Below are 25,252 nucleotides of genomic sequence, written 5' to 3' on the forward strand. Positions count from 1 at the left end.
AAGAATATGCCGATATGGTTAAGGCTTTTATTGATAGGTATAATAATGTTTAGTGCTTTCTCATTTGTATGGTTTCTTTTCGGTTCAACAGCGTACTTTCAAAGAGGTATGGATATTATTGGAACGACCTATTTGTTGGGAGCAGGTGTTCCAGTTCTATTGTTCGCTGTAGTGTTTACTATATTACTAATTAAAGGATGGACTCCAACAAGTGGAGTAGATTATGTTGGAATTTGTGTAGGGGTGGGGTTATCAATACTACTCTCTGCTGTACTGATTCAAAGCGTTAATACCCACGGTTGGGCGAATGAAAAGATAAGGAGTGACGCATTAAAGATATCAGCAGATGGAAAATATGAATATCGAGTAGATTTAATTAATTTGTTCCAAAGAAATGGTTATGCACGATTATATCTTAAAAATGTTAGCACAGGAGAGGAAACATATATCTCAACTGAGATTCAGGTTCGTAAAATTAAAACTCTTGCGGTTGGTGAGGTTAATCATTGGATAAAGCTTGAGCCAACGGAAAATAAATCTCATTATATCCTTATTACTACAAAAGAACTTGGCATACCAGAGGAAAGGTTTGAAATTGATATTGCGACAAGAACTTCGAGAAAACTGGAATAAATAGTATTAAAAACTTATAGTGCCACATGTGGGTGTGGACTGTAACCCGTAAGATGGATATTTTGAAAAAAGTGACCACTTACGGGTTTTTGAGTTTTAAATACTATCGAGAATACACGGGAATGAACATCATGAAAAATTAGAACAGGCCTTACTTAAGCAGGATCCAACTGTTGGAGTCAATCTTTTCTCTGGGGCATTTATATTCTTAAACCTTATAAATCTTATAGTGGAGTTGATAAGAGCATATGAATAAGGATGTATTACTAGAATTATCCAAAGATCTAAATACTGAATATGAGATAGGGATTTGGTCAGAGACAACGGATTTCTTTGAAAGGCAGGATAATATCGTAGACTCTTCTATTAATTATAATGACAAACAGTATAATATTGTGATTAAACTAAAAGAGTTTAACTTAAATGCGGTTAAAACCATTTTCGCCTCATTAGTAAGATTTATAGAGTATAATTCGACATTCTATGTGAGAGAAGATAAAAAAGATTCATTCGTATACTATCTACTCTCTTCAACTGATAGCAAAAAAGCATTCTTGTTTTATATCGTTTTTCAATAAATTTATGACCTTGGGGGTGGAATCCTCAAGGTCTTTCTTTACCCCCACCCAGTACCAGTGCCTAATGGATCGGGCCGCAAGACATGGAGAACTTAAAACTCATCAATGCCTGTAGTAATTCGTTAGGCAACAATCCATATAAACGGTAATTGTTGTAATATCAAATATAATTATTCAAAATCTTTCCGAAATAGGTGTCATGCCCTCGTTAGATATAAAAACTTTTGGCAGTATAGATACCCAAAAACTCTTTGTAGCCTTAGCAACTGAAGCGGGCAGATAACCGAAAGGTGGTTAGAAAGGAAAGGAAGTATGAACAATAGTCTCCTTTTAAAAATAAGCGAATCATTGGATAGTGATCGATTAAGTTTAAGTGAACTGGCTGCTGAAATTAATGATATTATTTCGCAGCATGAGCTTAGTGAACAGCTAGAGTTACATGGAAGTATTAATAAGAAACAATTAGCCCGGCTCTATAGTGTTCTTAACTTAGTTCATATGGATTCATCAGTGAAAGAGCATATAACATGGAATTATTTCAAGAACAAGTGTGATGAAACGGATACAACGTATATTAATGAAGAGTTGCTTGAAGAAATCGTAGAGACTTATAGGGAAAGTAAGTATTTAGGGCTGGAGAGTTTGATTATTGATGCATTAAAAACAGACAAAATACAATTAAATCAAATCTCAAAGTTAGAAAAATGCTTTTTCAGTAAGGCATTTATAAAAGAATCGGTTGCTTTTAAGCATAGAGAAATTATCCGAGATGGAGGAATCCTTGACAAGGAACAAGTCGTAACATTATTAAAGTACCGTGCGTATACAACGGTTGAATTGGCAATAGATCAGTCTGCAGTTTCTAAGGATGGTTTAATTGAAGTTCGCAAACCTAATCCTCATGAAAATGATAGAAAGCTGAGGGAGAAATTATTTCATAAGGCTCAAAACCTCTACAGCCATTCTGATAACAGAGGTGATTAAGATTCAGTATTTTACAGACGAATTGTGGTCTAAGATAAACAGTGAAGATGAAGAAGAACGAAACGAAGCGAACCGCAAATGGGATGAGAACGAAGCTCTATACAACCAGCGATTCCAAAAGTTAAAAGGTAAATTGCCTAGGCAAGTATTTGATTTATATAACTCTAGGAGCTTTCATGATTCAAACCTGATCGAAGTTAAAATTAAGCAACTAGATACAAGCATTAAAAGACCGATAAATGTAGAAATAACCTTAACGGATGGAAAGAATTGTTGGCGCATTATTTATAAGAAGATTATCAAACTTCAAGTTGATTATTCTGAGAATGAATCTGCAGTTAGACCTCATGGATTTGGTGACTGGGGGTACGAGGAGATACTAGATGTAAACGAGGATGTCCTGTCTCACGAAATTCTTTTTTCATCAGGCTCTAAGATACTCGTACACTTTAGCAATAAAATGATTGAGATATCTAAAATATAAACTATAGAGGGAGTTAATGCTATGGAAGAGTGATATGCACAAAGGCGAAGGCGTTTCCCCTCCCTGTAAGAGAAGATAGTTTAGTAGTATTTTGTAATAAAATATACGGTAAAATAGGGGGCTAGAGATGAAAGTCCTAAATATTAGTTACCCAACACCTCTATCGGAGATTTCTAAAAAAGATGATAATAATATTGATATTTTTATTGAACTTGAAGATGGATCAACTATTACTGCGGTGGTTAGCACTGCACAAAACTTAATTACTCGAATGAAGGAAGACAATGTTAACTTTGTATCGCCTCCTCAACCTGATATTATTGTTAGTACTTTAACAGAAGAAAATATTAAAAAGGCAGTAGATGAATATGCAATTGGGGATGCCTTCTGGTTAAAATTGTTATACGTAGCTAGTTTAGATAAGAGTGTAATTGATATGGACAGAATTAATCAATATCTAAGCCAGTTAAAAAAGCTAAATGAGGAATTGCTTAACGGGGGATAATATTGAGATAACCAAATTCATATTAAACAGAGGGAGCCTCTTAAAAGCTCTAATAGACTGTACTTCTGGGAACTTGGTATAGAGATCGTTTGGTTGAATTTAGGGACTATGTAAAAAATGAGACATCCGCAAAGATCCTAATACAAGCCAGGAATAAAGGTAAGGGCTGTAAGTTAACTGTTTCTCAGCCCATGTCTATTAAAGCTAAAAAAAAGCACCAACCAAAACGCCCGTTACCACGGCTAAAGTGGAAACGGGCGTTTGTGCTTTATATATTTACTGTTCTCCTGTACACGGGAAGAACAACTTTGGTTCCTGCTCAGACTACAACCACAATCATTTTCTAAAACAACAAAAGCCCTGCCTCTCTTTTGTCCTTGCGGCTCCGATGACCGCGCCAGTGTGAATCAGAAATCCATTAAATCCTTACTTTGGGTCATTCATAGGAATTATCATACCTGGTCAGGTATAGGAGGGCTATAATCTTGTGAGGAACTACATTTAAAAGCGGTTTGCAACTCAAATTATAATAATACTATAGTTCTGTCGTTAAAGCAAGAATATTTTATGAAAATAAAATACCGCTCCAGCGAAAGGCTGAAGCGGGAAGGTGGGATGCGGTCTTTGCGAGTCTATCATCGAGGCGCTCACGCCTAGTTGGCAAAGGTATAGCTGTCGTTCGTTTTTTTCAACATGTCCTTGAATCCGGAAGTAGCGTACAGCTTCTTCTCTTTGGAAATGAACAAGGCCTCCGTATCCGGCGTATCCTCGATGAACTTCAATCCGTCCTCAATGCCGAGTACGAATAGCGACGTGGACAGAGCATCCGCATCGGTAGAATGCTTCGTTACGACGGTGACACTGCTGATGCCGTTTTCAACCGGATAACCGGTTCCGGGATCGAGAATATGCTGGTAGAGCTTGCCGTCTTCTATAAAAAAACGCTCATAGATGCCGGAGGTGACGATGGTCTTGTCGGCCACTTGAATCGTGCCGATCGAATTGCCGCGTTCTTTACCCGGGTCCTGAATGCCAATGTTCCACATCTTGCCGCCCGGCTTATTGCCCATGGCATAAATGTTGCCACCGAGATCGATGATCGCGCTGCTGAAGCCTTGCGCCTCCAGGTACTCGTAAATCGCGTCTGCCGCATAGCCTTTGCCGATGGAGCCGAGGTCGATGGCCATGCCTTCTTTTTGCAAATAAATTTCGTGCGTTTCCTTATTCATTTCTATTAAATGATAGTCGCTTAGCGCTTTGGCGGCTTCGATCAGATCGGCGTCTGGGACCTTGGCGCCTTCATGGCCGATGTTCCACAGCGTGACCAGGTTGCCGATGGCGGGATTGAACTTTCCATCTGTTCGTTTCGCATAGTCGAGAGCTTTCTCGATCAATTCGAACGTCTCATTCGAAACTTCAACTGGCGACTTGCCGGAATGGCTGTTCACCTGGTAGATTTCGCTGCCCTCCAGCGTACGGCTGATTTTGCCGTCAATGTCATTTAGCAGGGCTTCAATTTCGTTGAAATGCTGACGTGTGGCGCGATCATCATATATTTTCACGTTGACGACGGTGTCGAATATGAAGAACGTTTCTCCCATCGGCTTCATGGTCTCATGCGAATTTGCCGTCTTATCGCTAGATTCGCCGGAGGCCTTGGATAGGCCTGGGTCTGTGCCGCAGCCAGCCAATAGAGCCGTTGATAGCAAAAGCGTTAATCCTAAGGTAAGTAGTCTATTGTGCTTCATAAACGCCGCCTCATTTCATTTGCATCTAAATTGATTCATTCAAATTTATTGTATCAAGGGTGGGAAAATGTTTAAAGTACTTTTTTTCACAAAGTAATGATTATTCCATTAAAATCCTTATAAAGTGAGGGATTTGTGACAACTGGGAAAATGAGAGAAATCGCACAGGTTAGTCATTGAACAGGGGTTATAATGAGATCATCTAAGATTTATATAATCAAAAAATAAGGGAGTTTTCTCTATGAAACGTGGAGATATCCTGCTGATCGGCTTGATTGTTGTCATTGCTATGGCATTTCTTGTTCCAAGGTGGTTTTTTGGAGATTTAAGTGAAAACAATCACAATAACAATCCACTTGTTGCAAATATCAAGGTCGATGGCAAGCTGGTACGATCCGTGGAGCTCACGGAAGAGGAGCAAATCATTGAAATTGAAACCGAGGATGGCCTCAACATTTTGAAGGTACATGATTATGGCATAGAAATGATTGAGGCCGATTGCCCTGATCAGTTATGCCTGACCTTCGGGTTTGTCCAGCGTAACGGAGGCACGATCGTCTGTCTCCCGCACAAAATGATCGTAGAAATTGAAGGAGCTTCCGGGGAAGGAGATGAGATCGATGCCGTCGTTAAATAAACCAGCCGCGCCGAGAACGCTTGGCAGCGAGTCATCCACTCTCATGTTGAAAAGAACGGTTATCGTCGCGATTTTCGCTGCGGTTGCGGTTGTACTGAGCCTGATTGAATCGCTGATTCCGATCAATATGGGCGTGCCCGGCGCCAAGCTGGGGCTGGCGAATATTATGGTGCTGACCTGCCTTTATTTTCTGCGGGCGAGGGACGCCTTGATGATGGTGCTGCTAAAAACGCTGCTTACCGCTTTTATTTTTGGCACATTTTCCAGCTTCTTGTTCAGTATTATGGGCGCACTGTTCAGCTTCGCGGCGATGTGGTTTCTGCTCCTGGTAGGACGCAAGAGACTAAGTATGATCGGCATAAGCATCGTCGGGGGGATTGCCCATAATATCGGGCAGCTTACTGCGGCATCGCTGTATTTCCTGACAACGAAAATATTCTATTACCTGCCAATGCTGCTCATTACAGGAGTGCTGACGGGGATTGCAGTCGGGATTGCGGTTCGTTATTTGATTCCTGCGCTTTCCAGATTGTCGTTATTTGAATCTTTTCTGACGGATTAAGGGGGGTGAAAAGATGGCCGCAGCAGCATACGCTTACGAATTGAACGGAGTTTCCTTCGCATATTCGCCGGATACCCCGGTTCTGGATGAGGTGACGCTCCGCATTGCTTCTGGAAGCTGGGTATCGATCGTCGGGCCTAACGGCTGCGGCAAATCGACCCTTGCCAAGCTGCTGGGCGGACTGCTGGCCGCAAACAGCGGCACGATTGTGGTGGAAGGCCGCGAGCTGACGCAGGATTCAGTCTGGGAGATCCGTCCCCGGATCGGCATGGTGTTCCAGAACCCGGATAACCAGTTTATCGGCTCCACGGTAGAGGAGGATATCGCTTTTGGACTAGAGGGGCGCTGCCTCTCCCGCGAGGAAATGATAGACCGGGTGCAGCGTTACGCTGAGAAGCTGGAAATCAGCCATCTGCTGACCAAGCACCCGGCAGAGCTGTCCGGGGGGCAGAAGCAGCGTGTAGCCCTCGCCTCGATCCTAGCGATGGAGCCGGGCATCGTAATTTTCGATGAAGCCTCCTCCATGCTGGATGAGAAGGCGCGCGGAGAGCTGCTGCACATCTGGCAGGACATGCGGAGCAGCGGTGATTACACGCTTATCTCGATTACGCATGACGCGGAAGAGATTATGGCCTCGGACCGGGCGATCGTGCTCCGGGGCGGGGCCATTACTGCCGATACAGCTCCGGCGGAGCTGTTCGAGGATGAGGAGCTGCTGCACGCTTGCCGATTGATCGCGCCTTACCAGGTCAGGCTGCTGCAGGAATTGCGGAAGCGGGGGTTGGATGGGGACTGCATTTTCCCTGGCCGGCAAACGAGGAGGCGGTGACACTATGGCTATTACATTCGAGGAAGTCAGCTATGCATATGATGACCGCAGCTTATGGCGGAGCGGGGCGCTAGAGGGTGTCAATCTCCATATTCAGCCCGGAACGTTCACCGGGATTGCCGGCACGACAGGCTCTGGCAAGTCGACGCTGCTGCAGCATTTTAACGGCATCCTGAAGCCGACCGCAGGGCGTGTGCGGGTCTTAGATGTGCCGATAGGCGCCCAGGAAAAGGCGCCGGCAATGCGCGAGCTGCGCAGGCGGGTCGGACTGGTCTTTCAATTTCCCGAACAGCAGCTGTTCGAGGATACGGTGGAGAAGGATATTTGCTTCGGACCGCTCAACTTTGGAATGTCTCTCGCGGAAGCAAAGGAGCGGGGGAAATGGGCCTTGTCCCTGCTTGGGCTGGATGAATCGATTCTGCAGAGGAATCCTTTTCACCTCAGCGGCGGGCAGATGCGCAAGGTAGCCATTGCTTCCGTCCTGGCCATGGACCCCGAGGTCATTGCCCTAGACGAGCCGACGGCCACCCTTGATCCACAGAGCCGGGCCGAGCTGGCTGAGCTGCTGTCGAAGCTGCACCGGGAGCAAGGGAAGACGGTCATCGTCGTGACGCACCAGATGGAGGAACTGCTGCCCTATGTGGACGGTTGGATCGTGATGAAGGGCGGCCGGACGTTATTCCAGGGGACGACCGATGCCCTGGTCAGGGAAGCCGCCTTCCTGGAGCGGGAAGGGCTGGCCCTTCCGGAATGCATCACGTTATGGAATAGGCTGGCCGCCGAGTACGGGCTGGAGGCGGAGAAGCCGTGCTTAACGCCGGAATCACTGGCGGAACGTATTGCCGAGGTGCTTTCGGCTGCAGGCACATTAAGAGGCAGAGAGGAGAGAATGGCATGCGGGGAAAGCTGCTGATTGGCCGGAGCATCGATACGGGCTCCTGGGTGCATGGCGTCGACCCCCGGGCGAAGCTGACGGCCATGCTGCTGTATCTCATCGCGATTGTCGCTGTCGGTTCATGGCCTGCGCTTGGCGTCGCTGCCGTTTTTTCCCTCGCTTATATGACAGCAACGAAGATTCCGCTCAAATACTACGTCAAAGCGGCGAAGCCTCTCTGGGTGCTGATGGTGTTTATCTTTGCCGTGCAGTGCTTTACGGTGACTGAGGGAACGGCGCTGTGGCAGATCGGCTCATGGACACTTTATTCCGGAGGAGTCAGCCTTGGGCTGATCTCGGCCTCGCGGATGGCGTTGCTTGTATCTTTTACGGCGATTCTTACGTTTACGACGACGCCCGGGCTCCTAAACCAAGGGATGGCTGGCGTGCTGAAGCCGCTGGAGTCAGTAGGATTATCCGCGCAGCGCCTGACCTTGATGATGAGCATTGCGCTGCGGTTCATCCCGACGATTCTGGATGAGGCGCAAAAGATCGTGAAGGCGCAGGCCGCCCGGGGCGCCGATTTGCGGGAGCTGCCTTGGAAAGAGAAGGGGAAAATGCTGGTGTCCCTGCTCGTTCCGGTGACGGTAGGAGCTTTTCGCCGGGCCGAGGAGCTGGTGCTGTCGATGGAATCGAGAGGCTACCGGATCGGGGCGCCGCGTTCGGAATATCACCTGCTCGTCTGGAAGCGCCGCGACACCTGGTTCATTTTATCATTTGCAATCCTGACTGCCAGCGTGCTGATGTATAGGATTTTGATGTGAAAAAGCATGGGGACGAGGGATTCATCGCGTGCGGGCAACACAGGGCTGTTTGGAATGACGGTTGTATAGTGAAAAAAATCACAATAAATTTAACTATATCAATATAGACTGCTAGTACAGCTTAGTTGAGGCAGGAAGGGGAGAAACGCTGTGGCTCGTTATTTTAATGGAAAAGAAGTCGAATTGCTTGCGCCGGCGGGAACATTTGAAATCTTCAAGGAAGTGATCCGTGCCAATTGCGATGCCGTTTATTTCGGGGGACCGAGCCTCAATATGCGCATGATGCGCAAAGGATATAATTTTAGCCGCCCGGAGATGGTGGAGGCGATTGAGCTGGCCCATGGCTTGGATAAAAAAGTGTACGTTACGGTAAACAACCTGCTGAACGAAGGGGAAATCGAAGAGGCGCGGGAATATTTGCGCTTTCTGGAACAGGCGGGGCCGGATGCCATGATCGTGCAGGATTTCGCTGTGCTGGCGCTCATTCAGGACATGGGCTTGCAGCTTCCCGTGCATTCCTCGGTCATGATGAATGTGCATAACCGCGAGATGATCGAGGCGCTGAGCCAGATGGGCGTCACTCGGGTCGTCACGTCCCGGGAGATGGATCTGAAGACTACGCGGTATTTGCGGGAGACGACTGGCATGGAGCTGGAGTACTTTATTCACGGCGATATGTGCTCCGTGCATGGGGCGAATTGCTACTTCAGCTCGTTGGTGTTCGGGATGAGCAGCAACCGGGGCAAGTGCCTAAAGCCGTGCCGCTGGGACTACCGGGTGAAGAAGGACGGCTTCGTGTATCCTTCCGAATATCCGCTTGCCGTGAAGGATATGTTCATGTACGAGCATATTCCCGAACTGATTCATGGCGGGGTGACGTCTTTTAAAATCGAAGGGCGTATGCGCGACACGGAGTTTGTGCTGATGCTGGTCAATGCGTATGGAGACGCGATCGATCGGTACATCGACGATCCGGTCGGCTTTGAACGGAGCCGGGATACCCGGCTGCTGTACGACAACCGCAAGCGCGATTTGTCCACCGGTTATGCATTTGGCCGTCCGGGGCTGTCCTATATGAATAAACGCTATGAGGGGACAGGCAAATTTTATAGCACGGGCAAGGTATTTAGTACGCCGACGGAAGAGCGGAGCCTTGGAAACAAACGGTTGGGTGAGGTTGCGGCTTATCTCGCTGAGGCTGCAGCAAGCAGCAAAGCGGGGCGGCAAGAGGGCGAGCGGAACAATTTGAGCAAACAAGCCGAACAAGGTAAACGAATGGAACGAGGCAAACCAATGGAACGTGGCAGTCAAATGGAACAAGGCAACCCATACAACCAATGCTACCCAAACAATCACAACAGTCGGAATAACCAAAACAATCGAAACAATCAAAACAATCGAAACAATCAATATAGCCAAAATAACCTGAACAACCTGAACAACCGAATGGAGCTGTCCGTGCATGTGAATAATGCGGCCCAAGCGCAAGCAGCGTTTGAGGCAGGGGCCGATCATGTTTATCTTTCGGGCGATGTGTTCGAGCCGGATCGGCCATTTACGAAGCAGGAAATTAAACAACTGGCAGTGATCAAGGGGAACGCCAAGCTGTATTTAGGTTTGCCGCGCATGATGAACGAGCTGCACTTCGAAATATACGACGGACTGCTGTCTGGTGAACGCCTGCCGATCGACGGCATACTCGCGACGAACCTCGGCGCAATCCATAAATTTGCCTCCAAAGGTTATCCGCTTGTGGGCGATATCAATTTGAATATTTTCAATCATTTGGCCGCAGAGATGTATAGGAAGCTTGGTGTAGAGCGGTTTACAGCTTCCATCGAACTCCCGCTCCATGATTTGACCAAGCTGCTGGTGAATGCGGCGGCTCCAATGGAGGTCGTGGTGCACGGCTCGCCTGCCCTGATGTACATGGAGCTTGATTTGTATGAGAACACAGAGGTGTTCGAGCCAATAGGCGAAGAGGACAACCGGTACGTCGATAACCGTACTCTGGTGCTGATGACTGACAAGGGAGAGAACCCGGTTTACCGCGATGTACATGGGCGCTGCCATTTGATGCTGGCCAAGGAGCTGTGTCTGCTGCCCGTAATGAATGAGCTGCAGGATGCCGGACTGTCTGTTTGCCGGATCGAAGGCGCGACCTACCAGCCGGAGCAGTTGCGGTCGATCGTTAGTACGTACAGGGCGGCGATAGAGAGACCAGAAACTGCTGGTGAGCTGTTTGCTGGAATGACCCCAGTCTACGCGGGATATACGCTGGGAGCGCTGCAGTTCGACGGCGTTGCGCCGGGTCAAGTCGAAGCAGTGGATGGAGCTTGTGAAGGGAAACAGGAGAAAGAACGAGTGCAGGTGCGGATGTAGGTGGAAGTGCAATACAGGTTTAGGTGAAGGTGTAGATAGTAGGTGTAACGCAGAGTAAAGAGTAAGGGTAAGAGAGTAAGAGTAAGAGTAAGAGTAAGAGTAGCAATAGCAATAGCAATAGCAATAGCAATAGTAGTAGTAGTAGTAGTAGTAGTAACGAGTTGCAAGCAAGTTTAAATGCAGGTGCAAGTGTAGAAGTAGAAGTAGAAGTAGAAGCAAGAGCAGGTGTAGGTGTAGGTATAAGTGCAAGAGCAAGTGCAAGAGTAAGTGTAAGAGCAGTAGCAATAGCAACAATAGCAGCAGTGCAGTATCAGCATTAGCAGTAAAGTGTAGCTGTAAAGACAAGAACGACAAAAGACTATCTGGCCCCAGACACGATAAATTAACTGTATTTCATGCAGTTATTTAAGAGACTTCTACGTTTGAGGCGGGATTAACTGGATTTCCTGCATCTAATCGGGATATATCATACCTGTCTAGCGGGAGCCTGGCTTTTAACTGCAAGAAATCCATGTAATGAGGCGGAAATGCGAAACGGCCTACTTTTAGATACATGAAATACAGTTAGTATTCTGTTCTTACAACGCACCCCAGCACCAAAGATATAAAAAGTACCCTAAGGGTCTTATTGATCGCCAAATGTCCCACAGTAGCAGTAGGTGGAAGAGCAAGAGCAGTAGCAATAGCAGCAGTATCAGCAGTAGCAGTAAAGTATAGGTGTAAGACAAGAACGACAAAAGACTATCTGGCCCCAGACACGATAAATTAACTGTATTTTATGCAGTTATTTATGAGACTTCTACGATTTAGGCGGGATTAACTGGATTTCCTGCATTTAAACCGGGATATATCATACCTATCTAGCGGGAGCCTGGTTTTTAACTGCAAGAAATCCATGTAATGAGGCGAAAATGCGAAATGGCCCACTTTTAGATACCTAAAATACAGTTAGTACTCTATTCTTACATCCCACTCTATCGTCAATAAAAAGGAGCGGAAACGAAAATGGCGCAATACAGCGGGCCAGATCACATCCTACAACAACGGCAGCAGCATTTTTACCCGTGCACGAGTTATTTTTACCGCACTCCGCCGCAAATCGTCAAAGGGGAGATGCAGTACCTGTACGATCACGTGAACCGGAGGTACACGGATTTTTTTGCAGGCGTATCCGTCGTTGCTTGCGGCCACTGCAACCCCGACATCGTTAGACGCACGGAGGAGCAGCTGAGAACACTCCAGCATACGTGCACCATCTACTTGACTCAGCCGAACGCCGACTTGGCGCAGCGTATGGCGGAGGTGCTGCCAGGAACATTGAAGCGCACCTTCTTCGTGAACAGCGGTTCAGAGGCCAATGAAGGTGCTCTGCTGCTGGCCCGTCTGCATACGGGAAAAAGAGGCTTCATCGCGCTGGAGCAAGGCCTGCACGGCCGCACCTATTTGACGATGAGCGTGACGGGCCTGCGCATGTGGCGGACCGATCCGGAGCTGGAGGCGGATCGGGACGTGACGTTCATTCCCCGGCCTTATGAACGGGGAATGAGCGGGGACGAGGCGGCACAGCGCTCCCTCGCTGCCCTGAGGAAGGCGCTCGAAGAGAAGGGCGGCGAAATCGCCGCCATGATCGCCGAGCCGATCCAGGGCAACGCAGGCATCATCGTGCCGCCAGCGGGGTACTTCGCCGAAGTGAAGGCGCTGCTGGCGGGGCACGGTGTGCTTCTCATCGCGGACGAAATCCAGACCGGCTTCGGCCGGACGGGGGAGATGTTCGCGATCGAGCACTACGGCGTGCAGCCGGACATCGTCACGATGGCGAAAGCGCTTGGCAACGGCGTGCCGGTTGCCGCATTCGCCACGACGGACGAGATTGCCGCCAGCTTCAATCGGCCTTCGGCGTCCACGTTTGGCGGCAACCCGGTATCGGCCGTAACCGCCCTGGCAGTGCTGGACTACATCGAATCCCACCAGCTGGTGCAGCGCTCTAAGCAGCTTGGGGGCATTCTGCAGGAAGGCCTGCGCAGTCTGGCCGCTCACTACCCGCAAGTCATCACGGAGGTGCGCGGAGCGGGTCTGATGATCGGCGCCGAGCTGTGCGGAGAAGACGCCTCTCGCGGCGCCGCCCTGGTAGACGAAATATTAGAACAGATGAAGGACAGAGGATTTATCATTGGCAAAAACGGTGTGGATCGTAACGTCCTGGCCTTTCAACCGCCGCTAGTCATCACGGAGGAGGATATTGCAGGCATGCTCACCGCCTTGGAGGAGACGCTGCGTTCCATAATATGAGCCCAAATGAAATGAACGACTTTTCTCAATATATTGCGTCATTATCAATAGAATAGGGCGGAAGCAACCCGTCTCGTGGGCGGAATAGCGTCCGCTGCTTACTGTGCCAAGGAGTGTGGAAGCTATGGAATACGCCCGCAAAGTCGGGTCCAAAATCAAGCTGTATAGCGAGCTGGTCATGTTCTCGCATACGTTGTTCTCGCTGCCCTTCGCCATCATCTCGATGGTCTGGGCCGCGAACGGACTGCCGTCCGCGCATGTGATGATCTGGGGCCTGATCGCCCTGGTGGCTGCGCGCAACGGAGCCAACGCCTTTAACCGGATCGTGGACCGGATATACGATGCTCAGAACCCGCGCACGGCGCACCGCCATTTGCCGCAGCAATTGCTGGAGGCGAAGGAGGTGCTGCTGTTCGTCGTTATAAACTACGGCATCTTTATCGCCGCCTCGGCGATGCTGAATCCGCTATGCTTCCTGCTGTCTCCGGTGGCGATTTTCCTGATCTCGTCGTACTCCTATACGAAACGTTTTACCTATTTGAGCCACTTGTATCTGGGATTTACGATTGCTTCTGCGCCGATCGGCGCCTGGTTTGCGGTGACCGGCAAATTCGCGTTTACGCCATTTGTGCTCGGAACGATCGTCATGCTGTGGATCGCGGGCTTTGACATCATCTACGGCTCGCAGGACATCGAATTCGACCGCAAGCACGGATTATGGTCGATTCCCAGCTACTTCGGCTTGAAGAACGGCTTGCGCATCGCTGCGGCGCTCCATCTGCTGATGGTCCTGCTGCTGCTCGCTCTTATCCCGCTGCGGGGGCTCGGCTGGACGTACGGCATCGGCATCGGCGCCGCCGTCGTTCTCCTGCTCACGGAACATCGCATCATTAAGCCGGGCAACCGGCAGGTCATGAAGGTCGCCTCTTACAATCTGAATCAGGTGATTAGCATGGTGATTTTATTCATGACATTAATTGACTTTTATTTGGGATAAAAAAAGCGCCTGCCATAACAACAGCTCCCCTCCAATACCGAAGGGGAGCTGCCGCTGTATGCAGTTTATTTTTTCACCGTTTTATTATAGTTGCCAATTTTATCTGTAATCGCTTTGGCGGCGTCGTCCAGCGCCTGCTTGGTGGATTTGCTGCCGCCGAGCGCTTCCTCGATGGCGCTTTCGACGATTTGGCGGGCCTCCGGGAATACGCCCATGACCGCACCCTGTGTGGCCAGGCTAGGCTTGCTGGCATGAAGCTGGTCGACCGCCGTCTGGAATTGCGGATATTTGGCCAGATTGTCCTTCACGATCTGCTCGTCGTAAGCCTTCTTCGTGATCGGGAAGTATCCAGTCGCGATGTGCCATTTGGCTTGCGTCTGCGGCTCGGCAAGGAACTTGATGAACTCCCAGGCAGCCTGCTGCTCTTCTGCCGGCTTATTATTTAATACCCACAAGCTTGCTCCGCCGATAATGACGCCTCCATCAGAGCTGCCGTCCGGCTTAGGAAGGAACGCAGTGCCTACCTCGAACTTGTCGCCTACGCTGTCTACAATGCCCCGCAGCCCTGCCGTGGAGTCGAGCGTCATGCTGACCTGTCCGGCAACAAAGGCTTTCTTTGTGTCATCGGTTTTACGGCCAAGGTTAATAGCTGCCTGGCTGTCGATGAGGCCCTTCCACCATTCCAGCGTTTTTATGCCGGCTTCTTCGTTGACGAGAGACTGGGTTGCCGCAGCGGTGCGGCCGTTGCCGTTGTCCACATATTCGGCTCCCTGATTCGCGAAAAACTGCTCCATAAACCAGCCGTAAATGGCAAAGGAGGCGGGGGCTCCGTTTTTGCTCAGCGCTTCGGCTGCCATTTTCAACTCTTCATAAGTGGCTGGAGCTTTGTCGGGATCAAGGCCTGCAGCCTTGAACAAGTCCTTGTTGTAATACAGAATCGGGTTCGAAGTATTAAAGGGCATGGAGTACTGCTTGCCATCAAATGTATAGTAATTCATAATATTCTCTTCCAAATGGGTGAGATCGTAGTTCTCTGCATCGATGAACTGCTGCACCGGGGTAATGGCGCCGGAATCGATCATGAAGCGGGAGCCAATTTCGTATACCTGAATGAGAGACGGGCCCGATTTGGAATCCATCGAGGCTTTCATTTTATTCAAGCTTTCATCGTAAGTGCCCTGAAAAATCGCCTCAACCTCCACCTTGTCCTGGGAGGCATTGAAATCGGCCACAAGCTGATCAGCGGCTGTGCCGAGCTCGCCGCCCATCGAATGCCACCATACGACCTTCGTCTTGCCGGCCGGTGCGGAGTTCGTGCCGCTTGCTGTATCGCCGGAACCAGCCGCATTACTGGCCGAGGCTTCACCTCCCGTGCCGGTTCCTGAGTTTCCTCCAGCTCCGCCGCAGGCGGATGCGAGCATGGACAGCAGCAAAATCGTGATCAGCAAAAATGAGCGCTTGAGCTTGAACGGTTTCAGTTTCATTTGGTTTCTTCTCTCCCTTTTGATCTGCATTAGAATCATTTATAATCATCCGCCCGTCAGGACGGGTGGTGCTGTATAGAAAAGCTATCCCTTGACCGCCCCGGCCGTTAACCCTCGTACAAGCTGCTTTAGCCCGAGGACGATGAGCAGCAGGGAAGGAAGCAGCACGAGTGCAACTCCGGCAAGAACGACGTTCCAGGCGGTCATTTCCTCAAACTGCAGCATGCTGATGCCGATTTGCACGGTGCGCATGTTAGCGGTGTTCGTAATGAGCAGCGGCCATAAATAACTATTCCAGGTATTCAGGAACACGTATACGGCCAGCGTCGCGAGGCCCGGCCTAGCCAGCGGCAGAACGATACCGGCGAAGTAGCGCGTATGGCCGCAACCGTCGATGCGTGCTGCCTCGAACAGCTCCCGGGGCAGCTGCAGGAAAAATTGCCGCAGCAGAAACACGCCAAAAGCGGATGCGAGGAAAGGAAAGACGAGCCCGGGATAGGAATCGAGCCAGTTCCATGATTTGATCAAGAGGAAATTCGGGATCATCGTCACTTCCCAAGGAATCATCATCGTTGATAGAAAGACCGCGAACCAGAACGCCTTGCCGCGAAATGCGATAAAAGCGAAGGCATAGGCGGCCAGGCTGGCCGTAATCAGCTGTCCGATCATAACGAGTGTCGAGACAAGGAAGCTGTTAGCGATAAAGCGAAACACCGGGATTAGCCGGACGACCGCCTCCAAGCTGCCCCAGTACAAGCTGGACGGGAAGAGAGCCGGAGGGAACTGGCTCGTCTCTTCCGGCGTCATGAAAACCGAGAGAAAGGTGTACAGCAGCGGATAGATAATGAACAGCGACAGCAAGCACAGGAAGAAATATACTATGCCGTGGCGCAGCAGCGGACGGAACAGCGTCATTGATAATGCACCTTCTTTTCCAAAATGGTGAACTGAATGAGCGTCAAGGCCAGAATAAGCAGAAACAGGATGATGGCCATGGCGCTGCCCGTACCGAATTGGTAATTGACGAAGGCTTCCTTGTAAATGGAATAGACGAACACTTCAGTTGAGCCTGCTGGACCGCCTTTTGTCAAAATATGCATTTGCCCAAACGCTTGAAACGAACCGATAACCGAGACGATTAGCAGGAAAAACAGCGTGGGCGATAACAAGGGCAGAATGATGCGGATAAACGTGCGAATAGGTCCCGCTCCATCTACCTTGGCGCTGTCGTACATATCCTCAGGAATGCCTTGCAGGCCGCTGAGCAATACGATGAAGTTAAAGCCGGAATTCATCCAGATTGTCATAACGGAAATCGAAACTAGCGCCCAGCGCGAATCGGTCAGCCATTGTACCGCGGGAAGCCCCGCCAAATCGAGGAAGTAATTGAACATCCCCAGCGTAGGATGGAACAGCATCATCCAGATGACCGCCGAGGTGCTGACCGAGACGGCGAGAGGAAGAGAGAATATAAACTGAAACAGGCGCATCCCTTTGAGGCGGGAATGGGCGAGCGCAGCCATGATCAGGCCGAGGGCAAGCCCGCCCGGAACGGTGAGCAGCACAAACTTTCCAGTAACCTCCAGGCTGTTCCAGAACTGGGCTGAGCCCAGGAGCTGCCTGAAATTGTCTAGTCCGACGTAAGCGGCAATATTGCCGCGGGGGTCGGTCAGGAAGAAGCTGAGGTATACCGATTTAACGAGGGGATATAAGAGAAAAAGGCCGAAGATTACAATGGACGGAGCGAGAAAAAGATAAGCCAGCGCATGCTCCTTCAAGCTTGCCGTTAACCCTCTCCGATAAGCAGACTTGTAGGAGCGAGCGGTGACTGCAGCAGGGGCTGGTGCGTTTCTGACGGTGGTGTTCATAGCGGTTCCCTCCTTGACTAGCGTACAAAGATCATACCTAGTTTAGACAGGGGGAATTAACATGGCATCAACGCGGGGTTAAGCGGCCGTTAAATTTTTGGGAGATCACGATAGAAAGATAGAAAATATAGAAACTTTATTGATGAACTAAAGGCTAATGCAGGCAAGGAGAACAAAGCTGCGAACCTATATCGTCCAGAAAATCTGGGAACAGCAGGGATTGCAGCAGCATTTTACGCATTTGCCCGCATTCATTCCACAGGTTCACCTTTTTTAAATGGATTTTTAGCAGTTAGTTTCTGCGTCAAGAAAGGAGAAGCAGATTTAAATGGATTTCATGTCATTAAAAGAAGGAGAATAGCCAATATGGACTGGGTTCTTGATTTTAGGTGCATAAGATCCATCTAATCCCCTGAAACATGCGCTTAGAGCATAATTAGATACATGAATTCCATTTAGTGCGAGTCACAGATTAGTAGATATAGCATAGTAGCACACAGCGATATAAGGAATATTTACGTAACGGCCCCATGTTAATTTCAACAGTTCACAGAAAATAGAATAAGAAAAATAGAAGAAGACACCTCGATGATGACGAGAGGTGCCTTCTATTGAATATAACAGAACCTGCGGCTTATTTATCCCGCCCCCCAAAGAAGCTGAGCAGCGCCTGTAAATCCCGGTGGGCCGGATAGCTGCTTAACCGATCGATAATTTGCTGCGCCTCGTTCAAATACTGCTGGCTTAACGCCTCGGTTTGCTGGAGCGCCCCGCAGCTTTGAATTGTGGCGATAACTTCGCTCGTATACTCGGCCGGCGTATGCGCTCCGATCGACCGGATTCTAGGTGCAAGCCCTTCATCCTGCAGTGCGAACAGGACGGGGAGCGTCACTTGGCCGCTGCGCAGGTCGCTGCCTGCAGGTTTGCCCAGCTTGGCCGAGGACTGGGTGAAATCCAGAATGTCGTCGCGAATTTGGAAGGACATGCCGAGCTTCTCCCCGAAGCTGTACAGCAGGCCAGCCATTTCCTCGCCTGCACCGGCGGACAGCGCTCCGATCCGCAGGCAGGCGGCCATGAGCTGGGCGGTTTTATTTTTGGATTTTTCCAGGTATTGCTCAATCGTTACGTCGTAATCAAACAGATGGGATAACTGCTGATATTCGCCCAGGCAGAGCTGCGTCGTAACCAGTGAAGACAGATCGTAAGCGTAGCGTTCGCGTTCTGCAGAATAGGCGGAGATCAACTCAATCACCCGGGCCGACATATAATTGCCGACGTGGATTGCCCGGCTGATCCCGAGCTTGATATGTACCGCTGTGTCGCCCCGGCGAACTGGCGAATCGTCGATAATGTCGTCATGAATCAGGGAAGCGGCATGGATGAACTCGGCAGCAGCGGCCAGCCGCCATGTCTTGCGTTCGTCCGGTGCGGGGCCGAAGCGGCTTCCTACGATCACCATCAACGGGCGAACCCGCTTGCCGCCCGAGCGAATAAGTTCTAGAATGCTGCGGGCCAGCTCCGAGGAGCGGGGAACATCTCTGTCAAATTTAACTATATTCTCGATTTCTTTATCTACCGCTCTAAGGGAGATGCCGAGCTCTTCATGCAGGATCATCCTGTTCCCCTCCTCGTCGTAAGTCGCCGCTAAAATAACTTAATGACTAAATCGCTAAATAGCCTTTCGGGTAGTGTTGCGATGATGCTCCAGGCGAAGGAATACTTCAAAGGCTTTCTCCAGCCGCTCATCTTCCGGACGTCCCTCGACGCGCTTGATTTGAATTTGCTTCACCGTAGGGGCCAAGTGGGTGAGAAGGCTGAATTCCTCATAACGCAGGCATTGCTGCACGTAGAAGCTGTATAAATAGTCGCCATCCAGCACTTTGCGGGTGAGCTTGTCGCCGGGCTCAAACAGCTGGCAATCCCGGTGGCGCTGGAGAGCGAGCTTGATGGCAATGTAAATGGAGAGCAAACGAATTTGCCGCTCCGCTGGCAAATCATACTGCAGGAGAAGATGGCCTGCTGTTAGCACATCCTCACGGTCCAAATTAAGGGTAATGCCGGTGTCGGGCGAGATGTCGCCCTGCAATAATTGACAAGCATCTTGAATGAGAGCAGTAATCATAAGAAACACTCCTTAACAAGCAGGTAGGGTTTGCAGGGGATTTCGCACCGATTTCGGCGGTTTCATATCCACTAACGATAATCCTCGGTTAAAAATCAGAGTAATGCGCGCAACCGCACATTACTCTGGAATAAGGGGCATAACTGTGTGCAGTTGTAATGCTTAATCCGTATAAAGATACCATCTGCGAACGAGCGGTATTCTCTTCCAATGCTTCTTGAGCCAAGGCAGTACGTAGTAGTCAAGTCCGAACATGCTGCCCGACCCGCCAATCAGCGCTACGCCAGCCGTCATGTACCAGAGCATTTCGCCCGATGCCATACTCGAGGACCAGATCATGATGCCGAGTCCAACCGTGATGATGGAGGATACTGCGGTGAACAGGCCGGCAATGAGCAGGAGGCCGATAATGATTTCTGCAAAGACCATCCCGGTCTGGAATACGGTCGCAAGTCCGGTATAACCGCCGTCGGATGTATAGAAGAAGAGACCCATAAACCAGTTCACCGTATTTGTGATAAATCCGGGTACCGGGAGTGCCGTAACGGCGGTAGACGCGCTTTCTACAGCGGATGCGGCTGCTTGAGCGTCAACCGTTGTCGTCACAGCCTGCGCCGCTTCGCTTGCCGCCGATATCGCATCGCCTGCATTTGGCGGCGCCGGAATCAGAAAGATATCCGAAGGGTTCTTGAGCACTTTAGGCAGCTTGTCGAGACCTTCCTGCAGCCATTTGTAGCCGACGAATACCCGAAGCGGCAGCAGCCAGAAGTTAGGTGAACGCTTGGAGAAATGGCCGCCTACGAAGCTTCGGTGATTGTTCACGTGGAAAAATTCATGCATCATATAAGTCCATACTTTATTGAAGCCAACCACCGTGAACAGATAGTACATATTGATCAAGTGCTTGAAGAGCATCGCCATGAATCCGCTGACCATGAACATCTTATTCGGCAGTCCCACATTCGCTACGCCGTAGCGGCTGCCGATGCAGACCATCGTACCGTGGAAGCCGGGCTTGTAGGATTTCTTCGGTTTGCCTTTGACATCCGCATAAATGTTATGAGCGATGAGCGGACCTGCTTGCTCGGCGTTTTCGACCATTTGCGGAACCGGACGCGTCTCGCCTTCCGGGATATAGAAGATGTTATCGCCAACGATGTATACGTCCTCATGATCCACGCTTTGCAGCTTGTCGTTCGTAACGATCCGTTTGCGGCCTTCCTGCTGCACGTCGAGCTTGCCGACGAGGTCGGAGCCTTCAACACCCGCCGTCCAGACGATCGTTGCCGCTTCAAGCTCCTTCTCTCCGAGCAGAACGCTCGATTTCGTAACGCCGGTAATTTTGGCGCTCGTTACGATTTCGACATTCATTTTGTTCAGGCGTTTGACCGCCTTGCCGATCAGTTTGTCTGGGAGAATCGGCAGGATTTTTGGCGCCATATCCGCTACGACGAGGCGAACCTCGCTCGGATCGATGTAGAATTCCTTGCACAGCTCATCGCGGAATTCGGCAAGCTCGCCAACGAGCTCTACGCCGGTAAAGCCTGCTCCGACGACAACGAAGGAAAGCTTCTTCTTGCGGATCGCCGGATCTGTTTCCTTGGCAGCTTCGCTGAACATGCGGCGAACCTGTATTTTCAGCTTTACAGCGTCCTCATAAGACCATAAGGTCATCGCATGCTCCTCGGCGCCTGGAATGCCGAAGAACGTTGGCTTACAGCCGGTACCGATAACGAGGTAATCGTATTTGTACGTTTGTTTCTTGGAGCGGAGCTCTTTCGCTTTAAAATCAATGTTGTCGATGTAGTCCAGGACGACATCCACTTTCTGTCCCGCGAAAATTTTCTTTAAATCAATCTGAATGGAATCCTCGGGTGCCCGGTTTGCCGCGACTTCGTGCAATTCCGTCAGCAGCGTATGGTACGGGTTCTTGTCAATCAGCTGGATCTCGACATCTTTGTCTTTTTTGAACAATTTGGCCAGATGCTTAGAGGTGACGACACCGCCGTAACCGCCGCCAAGAACGACTATTTTCTTCAACATATTCACCTTCTTACTTTAGGCTGGTAATCGTGGAGATGTGCTGCTATATAAGCTGAACTGTTGAACTCGATGCGGGGCAGGTACGTAAAATATTCTACGGTCGCTGTTGCTCCAAACATCTTGGATGAAATAGATTTACCCGCATCTCATTCTTTAGTTCATCTTATATAGCGAATGATTTAAGACTATTATTATTTAGCTTGCTCAAGCGCATTGGCTGCAAGATCGTAGTATGACTTCAAGCTGATCGATACGCCGGAGATGGCATCTGTTTTGCCTTCGTCATTGAAGCTAACCGCAGCTGGATCTTGTTTCTCGACCAGGTATTGCTCGGCTTTGGCAGCTTGCTCATGCCATTCTGCTTGCGCGCCGCCATTGGCAACCATGCCGTACTTGCCGTCAATGGAGTTTTGTTTCTTATCTTCGCCAGCTTCGTTCACGCCGCTGAAGTTCACTCTGACGATATTTCCTGCGGATACGATGACGTCAACGGTTTCTTTCCAGCCGGATTTCTCGGCGAATTTATCTTCTTCGGCGTGGTAGTTGCCATCTTTATAAGGTCCTGGCTGGATTGGGCCTGCAGCCAGCGCTTGGTCAGCCAGGTCGAACAAGTCGTTAACGTGAATGGATACGCCGGAGATAGCATCAGTTCTGCCCTCGGCATCAAGGGTTACAGCCTTCGTGTCTTGCTTCTCAATCAGGAAGGCGATCGCTTTGGCTGCTTGTTCATGCCATTCTGCCTGTGCGTTTCCTTTTTCCTTCATGCCGTATTTGCCTTGTTCGGAATAAGTAACTTTGTCTACCGGAACGGTTGCGTTGGTGCCGTTCCAATCGACGTCCGTGATTTTGCCGCCTTCCACCTGCAGCTTCACGAAGTATTGCCAGCCGGATTTTGGATCTTCCTTACCCATGGCGAAGTACAGACCGTCCTGGAATTTGCCTTCTGCAGCTGGAGCTTCGGCAGAAGCGTTGGCAGAGCTGTTCTCGGTAGCTGGAGCGTTGTTGGCCGGCTCCGCCGTATTAGCTTCATTTTTAGCCCCGCACCCTGCAAGAAGTCCTAGCAGTAAAGCGCTGCATAGTAGAATGGATGCTTTTTTCATGTTAAATGACCTCCAAATAATAAAATTGTATATATTAAAATGTGAACCATTTTAATAACGTGGGGGATATTTAATAAGGAAATTCAGGTGTCCAGGACAAACGAGCAAATACCTTTGAGCGCGCCTGCACCAATCTATAGTTCAGCCTATATAAGCTGCGTGCCACTAAGTAGTGAGTCACTAAGCTGCGTGCCAAGTAGTGAGCCATTAAGCGGTGTCATATACTAGATGGAATTCATGTATCTAATTCGGCCCAAAACGAATGTTTCAAGGGGTTAAATGGATTTTATGCACCTAAAATCAAGAATCCAGCCCGAGATAGCCATCTTCCCTCGTTTAATGACCTGAAATACATTTAAATCACCCTTCCCTTCCTTGTCGCCGAAACTAGCTGCAATAAATCCATTTATACAAGTTGAACTATGGAATTGAATGTTGAAAAAGGCTGGAAATCCTTTGTTTGAGGAAAGTTTAGCATATAAATAAAAGCATATATGTGAAATAAATCACTTAGTGTGTGATAAAAAACATCTCCTCTAGACCAATAAGAGGCAAGAGGCTTGATGCAGAGCCAATAAAAGCGGTTACTTATATTTTAAAATTTATTTTTTAAAATATATTACGATATCTTTCTGCTCATTTATAGTTCTCAAGCTCCGGTTAAAACGGAAAAAGGTGTCAATTCTTCATACTTTTGAACCGATAATGTATATACAAGGCAACATCCATTATTTGTGCTAAACGGAAGGAATGAGCATTTCATTGTCGGTGTATAAGAAGTTTTATTCACGCCTATTGCTGAACTATATCGCAGGCTCGCTCGCCGCCGTCATTTCCATTGCCAGTCTTATCATCTTCGCCTTTAAGGAGATCCCGAGGAACGAATATGCCTGGATGCTTGCAGTCATGTTCGTCTCCATTGCGGCCATGCTCGGATTGGAATGGGCGGTATTCTCCAGGCAAATCAGGCCGATCCGCCAGGCGTTCCATGAACCTGTAGGCACCTTCACTGATATGCAGTCGATATATTTAAAGACCCATCATCTGCCTGCGCTGACCGTCAAAAGAATTATCGGGCCGCATTTATTCGGTCTGGCCGTTCCTGCGGCCAGCTTGTCGCTATGGCTCGTGTCCGCAGGAGAACTATCGATTCCGCCTTATTATGTGCTGCTGGCGTTGCTTGGAGGTGCTTTTTTAGCCGGCATGCATGCACTGATTGAATTCTATCTTACCTCTCATTTTATCCGGCCCGTACTGGAAGAGATGCAGTTCCAATCCTTGCAGCTGTTCGGCAGGGAGCTGACGCTCGGCGGCCGTGTGCTTATCTCAATCAAACGCAAGTTAAGCTGGAGTTTTTTTCTGATCGGGGCTTTTCCGCTTCTGTTATACAATCTCGCTGTTCAATTTAGGCTGGGGGATTGGAATGTCGACCATTCTGCCTATTGGAAATGGACTGGTATTGTTCTTCTGATCGGGCTTAGCTTTGCCTTCTTCGGATCGCGGCTGCTGACCCGGGAACTGGAGACGCCGATCCAGCATTTGTACGAAAGAATGGCCGAGGTCAAGGTCGGATACCTGCGGACGGAGGCCAGCGATCTGTTCTCCGACGAGTTCTCCCGGCTCGTCTCTGGCTTCAATCATATGCTGCGAGGAGTACGAATCCAGGCAGCACGCAATGATCAGCTGGTGGAGAGCTATTTTGCGACGCTCGCCGCAGCGCTGGATGCCCGCGATCCATATACGGCCGGACATTCCTTAAGGGTCGCCGAATATGCGGTCCAGATCGGCAATTTAGCCAGGCTCCCGAAGCATGTGGTCGATCAGCTCCGCAAAGCGGCTCTGCTCCATGACATTGGAAAGATTGGCATACCTGACGCTGTACTGCTGAAGGAAGGACAGCTTAGCGAGGAGGAATGGGAACAGATTAAGGCTCATCCCGTATTGGGGGAGGCCATCCTGAAGCAGATTGAGCCAGCCGATGAGATGGCGGCATTTCTGCCGGGCGTCCGCTCCCATCATGAACGCTATGATGGCGCAGGCTACCCGGACGGCTTAAAGGGAGAAGAGATTCCGCTCTTCGGCAGAATTATTGCCGTTGCCGATGCCTTTGATGCGATGACCTCGGACCGCCCTTACCGCAAAGGGATGGATGCGGCAACGGCGATATGCATTCTGGAGAAAGGGAAGGGAACGCAATGGGACCCTTATTTTGTCGGATTATTCGTACAGGCGTATTACGAGAAGCAAACGTCTTGATGATTCCTGATGCCGCTTCATGTTAATATGGTATGAACATAGAAATGCAGAAA

23 protein-coding genes are annotated in these 25,252 nt (G+C 49.5%); 15 read left to right on the plus strand and 8 right to left on the minus strand.

Features of this window, described 5'->3' with window-relative positions; translation table 11 throughout:
* Window positions 1-6: 6 nt before the first annotated feature.
* From GNP95_RS15810 to GNP95_RS15830, 5 genes are all read left to right on the plus strand, one after another.
* Complete coding sequence (locus GNP95_RS15810; RefSeq protein ID WP_155611831.1) at window positions 7-633, plus strand: hypothetical protein; 627 nt, start codon at window positions 7-9, stop codon at window positions 631-633.
* A gap of 248 nt (window positions 634-881) precedes the next feature.
* Window positions 882-1,211, plus strand: coding sequence for a hypothetical protein (locus tag GNP95_RS15815; RefSeq protein WP_155611832.1), 330 nt, complete (start codon window positions 882-884; stop codon window positions 1,209-1,211).
* Between the two features lie 312 nt (window positions 1,212-1,523).
* Complete coding sequence (locus GNP95_RS15820) at window positions 1,524-2,195, plus strand: hypothetical protein (protein WP_155611833.1); 672 nt, start codon at window positions 1,524-1,526, stop codon at window positions 2,193-2,195.
* A complete protein-coding gene (locus GNP95_RS15825) occupies window positions 2,188-2,679 on the plus strand; it encodes a hypothetical protein (RefSeq protein ID WP_155611834.1) in 492 nt (163 codons plus the stop codon). The genes GNP95_RS15820 and GNP95_RS15825 overlap by 8 nt, the downstream gene beginning before the upstream one ends.
* Window positions 2,680-2,806: 127 nt before the next feature.
* A complete protein-coding gene (locus GNP95_RS15830; protein ID WP_155611835.1) occupies window positions 2,807-3,184 on the plus strand; it encodes a hypothetical protein in 378 nt (125 codons plus the stop codon).
* Between the two features lie 653 nt (window positions 3,185-3,837).
* Here the strand turns inward: GNP95_RS15830 and GNP95_RS15835 are convergent.
* Window positions 3,838-4,932 carry an FAD:protein FMN transferase gene (locus tag GNP95_RS15835; protein ID WP_155611836.1) on the minus strand — a complete coding sequence of 365 codons (1,095 nt, stop codon included), beginning with the start codon at window positions 4,930-4,932 and terminating at the stop codon, window positions 3,838-3,840.
* Between the two features lie 241 nt (window positions 4,933-5,173).
* Here GNP95_RS15835 and GNP95_RS15840 point away from each other — a divergent pair, with 241 nt between their 5' ends.
* The 9 genes from GNP95_RS15840 to GNP95_RS15885 all read left to right on the plus strand — a co-directional run bounded on the left by GNP95_RS15840 (window position 5,174) and on the right by GNP95_RS15885 (window position 14,326).
* Window positions 5,174-5,569, plus strand: coding sequence for a NusG domain II-containing protein (locus tag GNP95_RS15840; protein ID WP_155611837.1), 396 nt, complete (start codon window positions 5,174-5,176; stop codon window positions 5,567-5,569).
* Window positions 5,553-6,131, plus strand: coding sequence for a Gx transporter family protein (locus GNP95_RS15845; protein WP_230873860.1), 579 nt, complete (start codon window positions 5,553-5,555; stop codon window positions 6,129-6,131). Before GNP95_RS15840 ends, GNP95_RS15845 begins: the two co-directional genes overlap by 17 nt.
* A gap of 13 nt (window positions 6,132-6,144) precedes the next feature.
* On the plus strand, window positions 6,145-6,960 hold the full coding sequence (locus GNP95_RS15850; RefSeq protein WP_155611838.1) for an ATP-binding cassette domain-containing protein: 816 nt from the start codon (window positions 6,145-6,147) through the stop codon (window positions 6,958-6,960).
* A gap of 4 nt (window positions 6,961-6,964) precedes the next feature.
* Window positions 6,965-7,873 (plus strand): energy-coupling factor transporter ATPase, encoded by a 909-nt coding sequence (locus tag GNP95_RS15855; RefSeq protein WP_155611839.1) that lies wholly within the window; start codon window positions 6,965-6,967, stop codon window positions 7,871-7,873.
* Window positions 7,855-8,658, plus strand: a complete 804-nt coding sequence (locus GNP95_RS15860) for an energy-coupling factor transporter transmembrane component T family protein (RefSeq protein ID WP_155611840.1) — start codon at window positions 7,855-7,857, stop codon at window positions 8,656-8,658. The genes GNP95_RS15855 and GNP95_RS15860 overlap by 19 nt, the downstream gene beginning before the upstream one ends.
* A 150-nt stretch (window positions 8,659-8,808) precedes the next feature.
* Complete coding sequence (locus GNP95_RS26255; RefSeq protein ID WP_330163471.1) at window positions 8,809-11,040, plus strand: peptidase U32 family protein; 2,232 nt, start codon at window positions 8,809-8,811, stop codon at window positions 11,038-11,040.
* A 161-nt stretch (window positions 11,041-11,201) separates the two neighbouring features.
* Complete coding sequence (locus GNP95_RS15875; RefSeq protein WP_155611841.1) at window positions 11,202-11,360, plus strand: hypothetical protein; 159 nt, start codon at window positions 11,202-11,204, stop codon at window positions 11,358-11,360.
* Window positions 11,361-12,045: 685 nt separating this feature from the next.
* Window positions 12,046-13,329, plus strand: coding sequence for an aspartate aminotransferase family protein (locus tag GNP95_RS15880; protein ID WP_155611842.1), 1,284 nt, complete (start codon window positions 12,046-12,048; stop codon window positions 13,327-13,329).
* 124 nt (window positions 13,330-13,453) lie between these two features.
* Window positions 13,454-14,326, plus strand: coding sequence for a UbiA-like polyprenyltransferase (locus GNP95_RS15885; protein WP_155611843.1), 873 nt, complete (start codon window positions 13,454-13,456; stop codon window positions 14,324-14,326).
* 65 nt (window positions 14,327-14,391) lie between these two features.
* On the opposite strand, the gene GNP95_RS15890 is transcribed toward GNP95_RS15885, so the two are convergent.
* The 7 genes from GNP95_RS15890 to GNP95_RS15920 form a co-directional block, all read right to left on the minus strand.
* On the minus strand, window positions 14,392-15,810 hold the full coding sequence (locus tag GNP95_RS15890; protein WP_155611844.1) for an ABC transporter substrate-binding protein: 1,419 nt from the start codon (window positions 15,808-15,810) through the stop codon (window positions 14,392-14,394).
* An 84-nt stretch (window positions 15,811-15,894) separates the two neighbouring features.
* Window positions 15,895-16,725 (minus strand): carbohydrate ABC transporter permease, encoded by an 831-nt coding sequence (locus GNP95_RS15895; RefSeq protein WP_155611845.1) that lies wholly within the window; start codon window positions 16,723-16,725, stop codon window positions 15,895-15,897.
* Entirely contained in the window at window positions 16,722-17,678 is a 957-nt protein-coding gene (locus GNP95_RS15900; protein ID WP_196427206.1) for a carbohydrate ABC transporter permease, read from the minus strand. Before GNP95_RS15900 ends, GNP95_RS15895 begins: the two co-directional genes overlap by 4 nt.
* Before the next feature lie 634 nt (window positions 17,679-18,312).
* The gene (locus tag GNP95_RS15905) at window positions 18,313-19,293 is read right to left on the minus strand and encodes a polyprenyl synthetase family protein (RefSeq protein ID WP_155611846.1); all 981 of its coding nucleotides are present in this window, start codon (window positions 19,291-19,293) and stop codon (window positions 18,313-18,315) included.
* 54 nt (window positions 19,294-19,347) lie between these two features.
* Window positions 19,348-19,800 carry a hypothetical protein gene (locus GNP95_RS15910; protein WP_155611847.1) on the minus strand — a complete coding sequence of 151 codons (453 nt, stop codon included), beginning with the start codon at window positions 19,798-19,800 and terminating at the stop codon, window positions 19,348-19,350.
* Window positions 19,801-19,962: 162 nt separating this feature from the next.
* Entirely contained in the window at window positions 19,963-21,840 is a 1,878-nt protein-coding gene (locus GNP95_RS15915; protein ID WP_155611959.1) for an FAD-dependent oxidoreductase, read from the minus strand.
* Between the two features lie 194 nt (window positions 21,841-22,034).
* Window positions 22,035-22,943 (minus strand): FMN-binding protein, encoded by a 909-nt coding sequence (locus tag GNP95_RS15920; protein ID WP_155611848.1) that lies wholly within the window; start codon window positions 22,941-22,943, stop codon window positions 22,035-22,037.
* Between the two features lie 768 nt (window positions 22,944-23,711).
* On the opposite strand from GNP95_RS15920, the gene GNP95_RS15925 reads away from it, so the two are divergent.
* Window positions 23,712-25,199, plus strand: coding sequence for an HD-GYP domain-containing protein (locus GNP95_RS15925; protein ID WP_330163472.1), 1,488 nt, complete (start codon window positions 23,712-23,714; stop codon window positions 25,197-25,199).
* Window positions 25,200-25,252: the final 53 nt, after the last annotated feature.

Origin of the sequence: Paenibacillus woosongensis (genome assembly GCF_009725165.1) — a bacterium.
Lineage (GTDB): Bacteria > Bacillota > Bacilli > Paenibacillales > Paenibacillaceae > Fontibacillus > Fontibacillus woosongensis.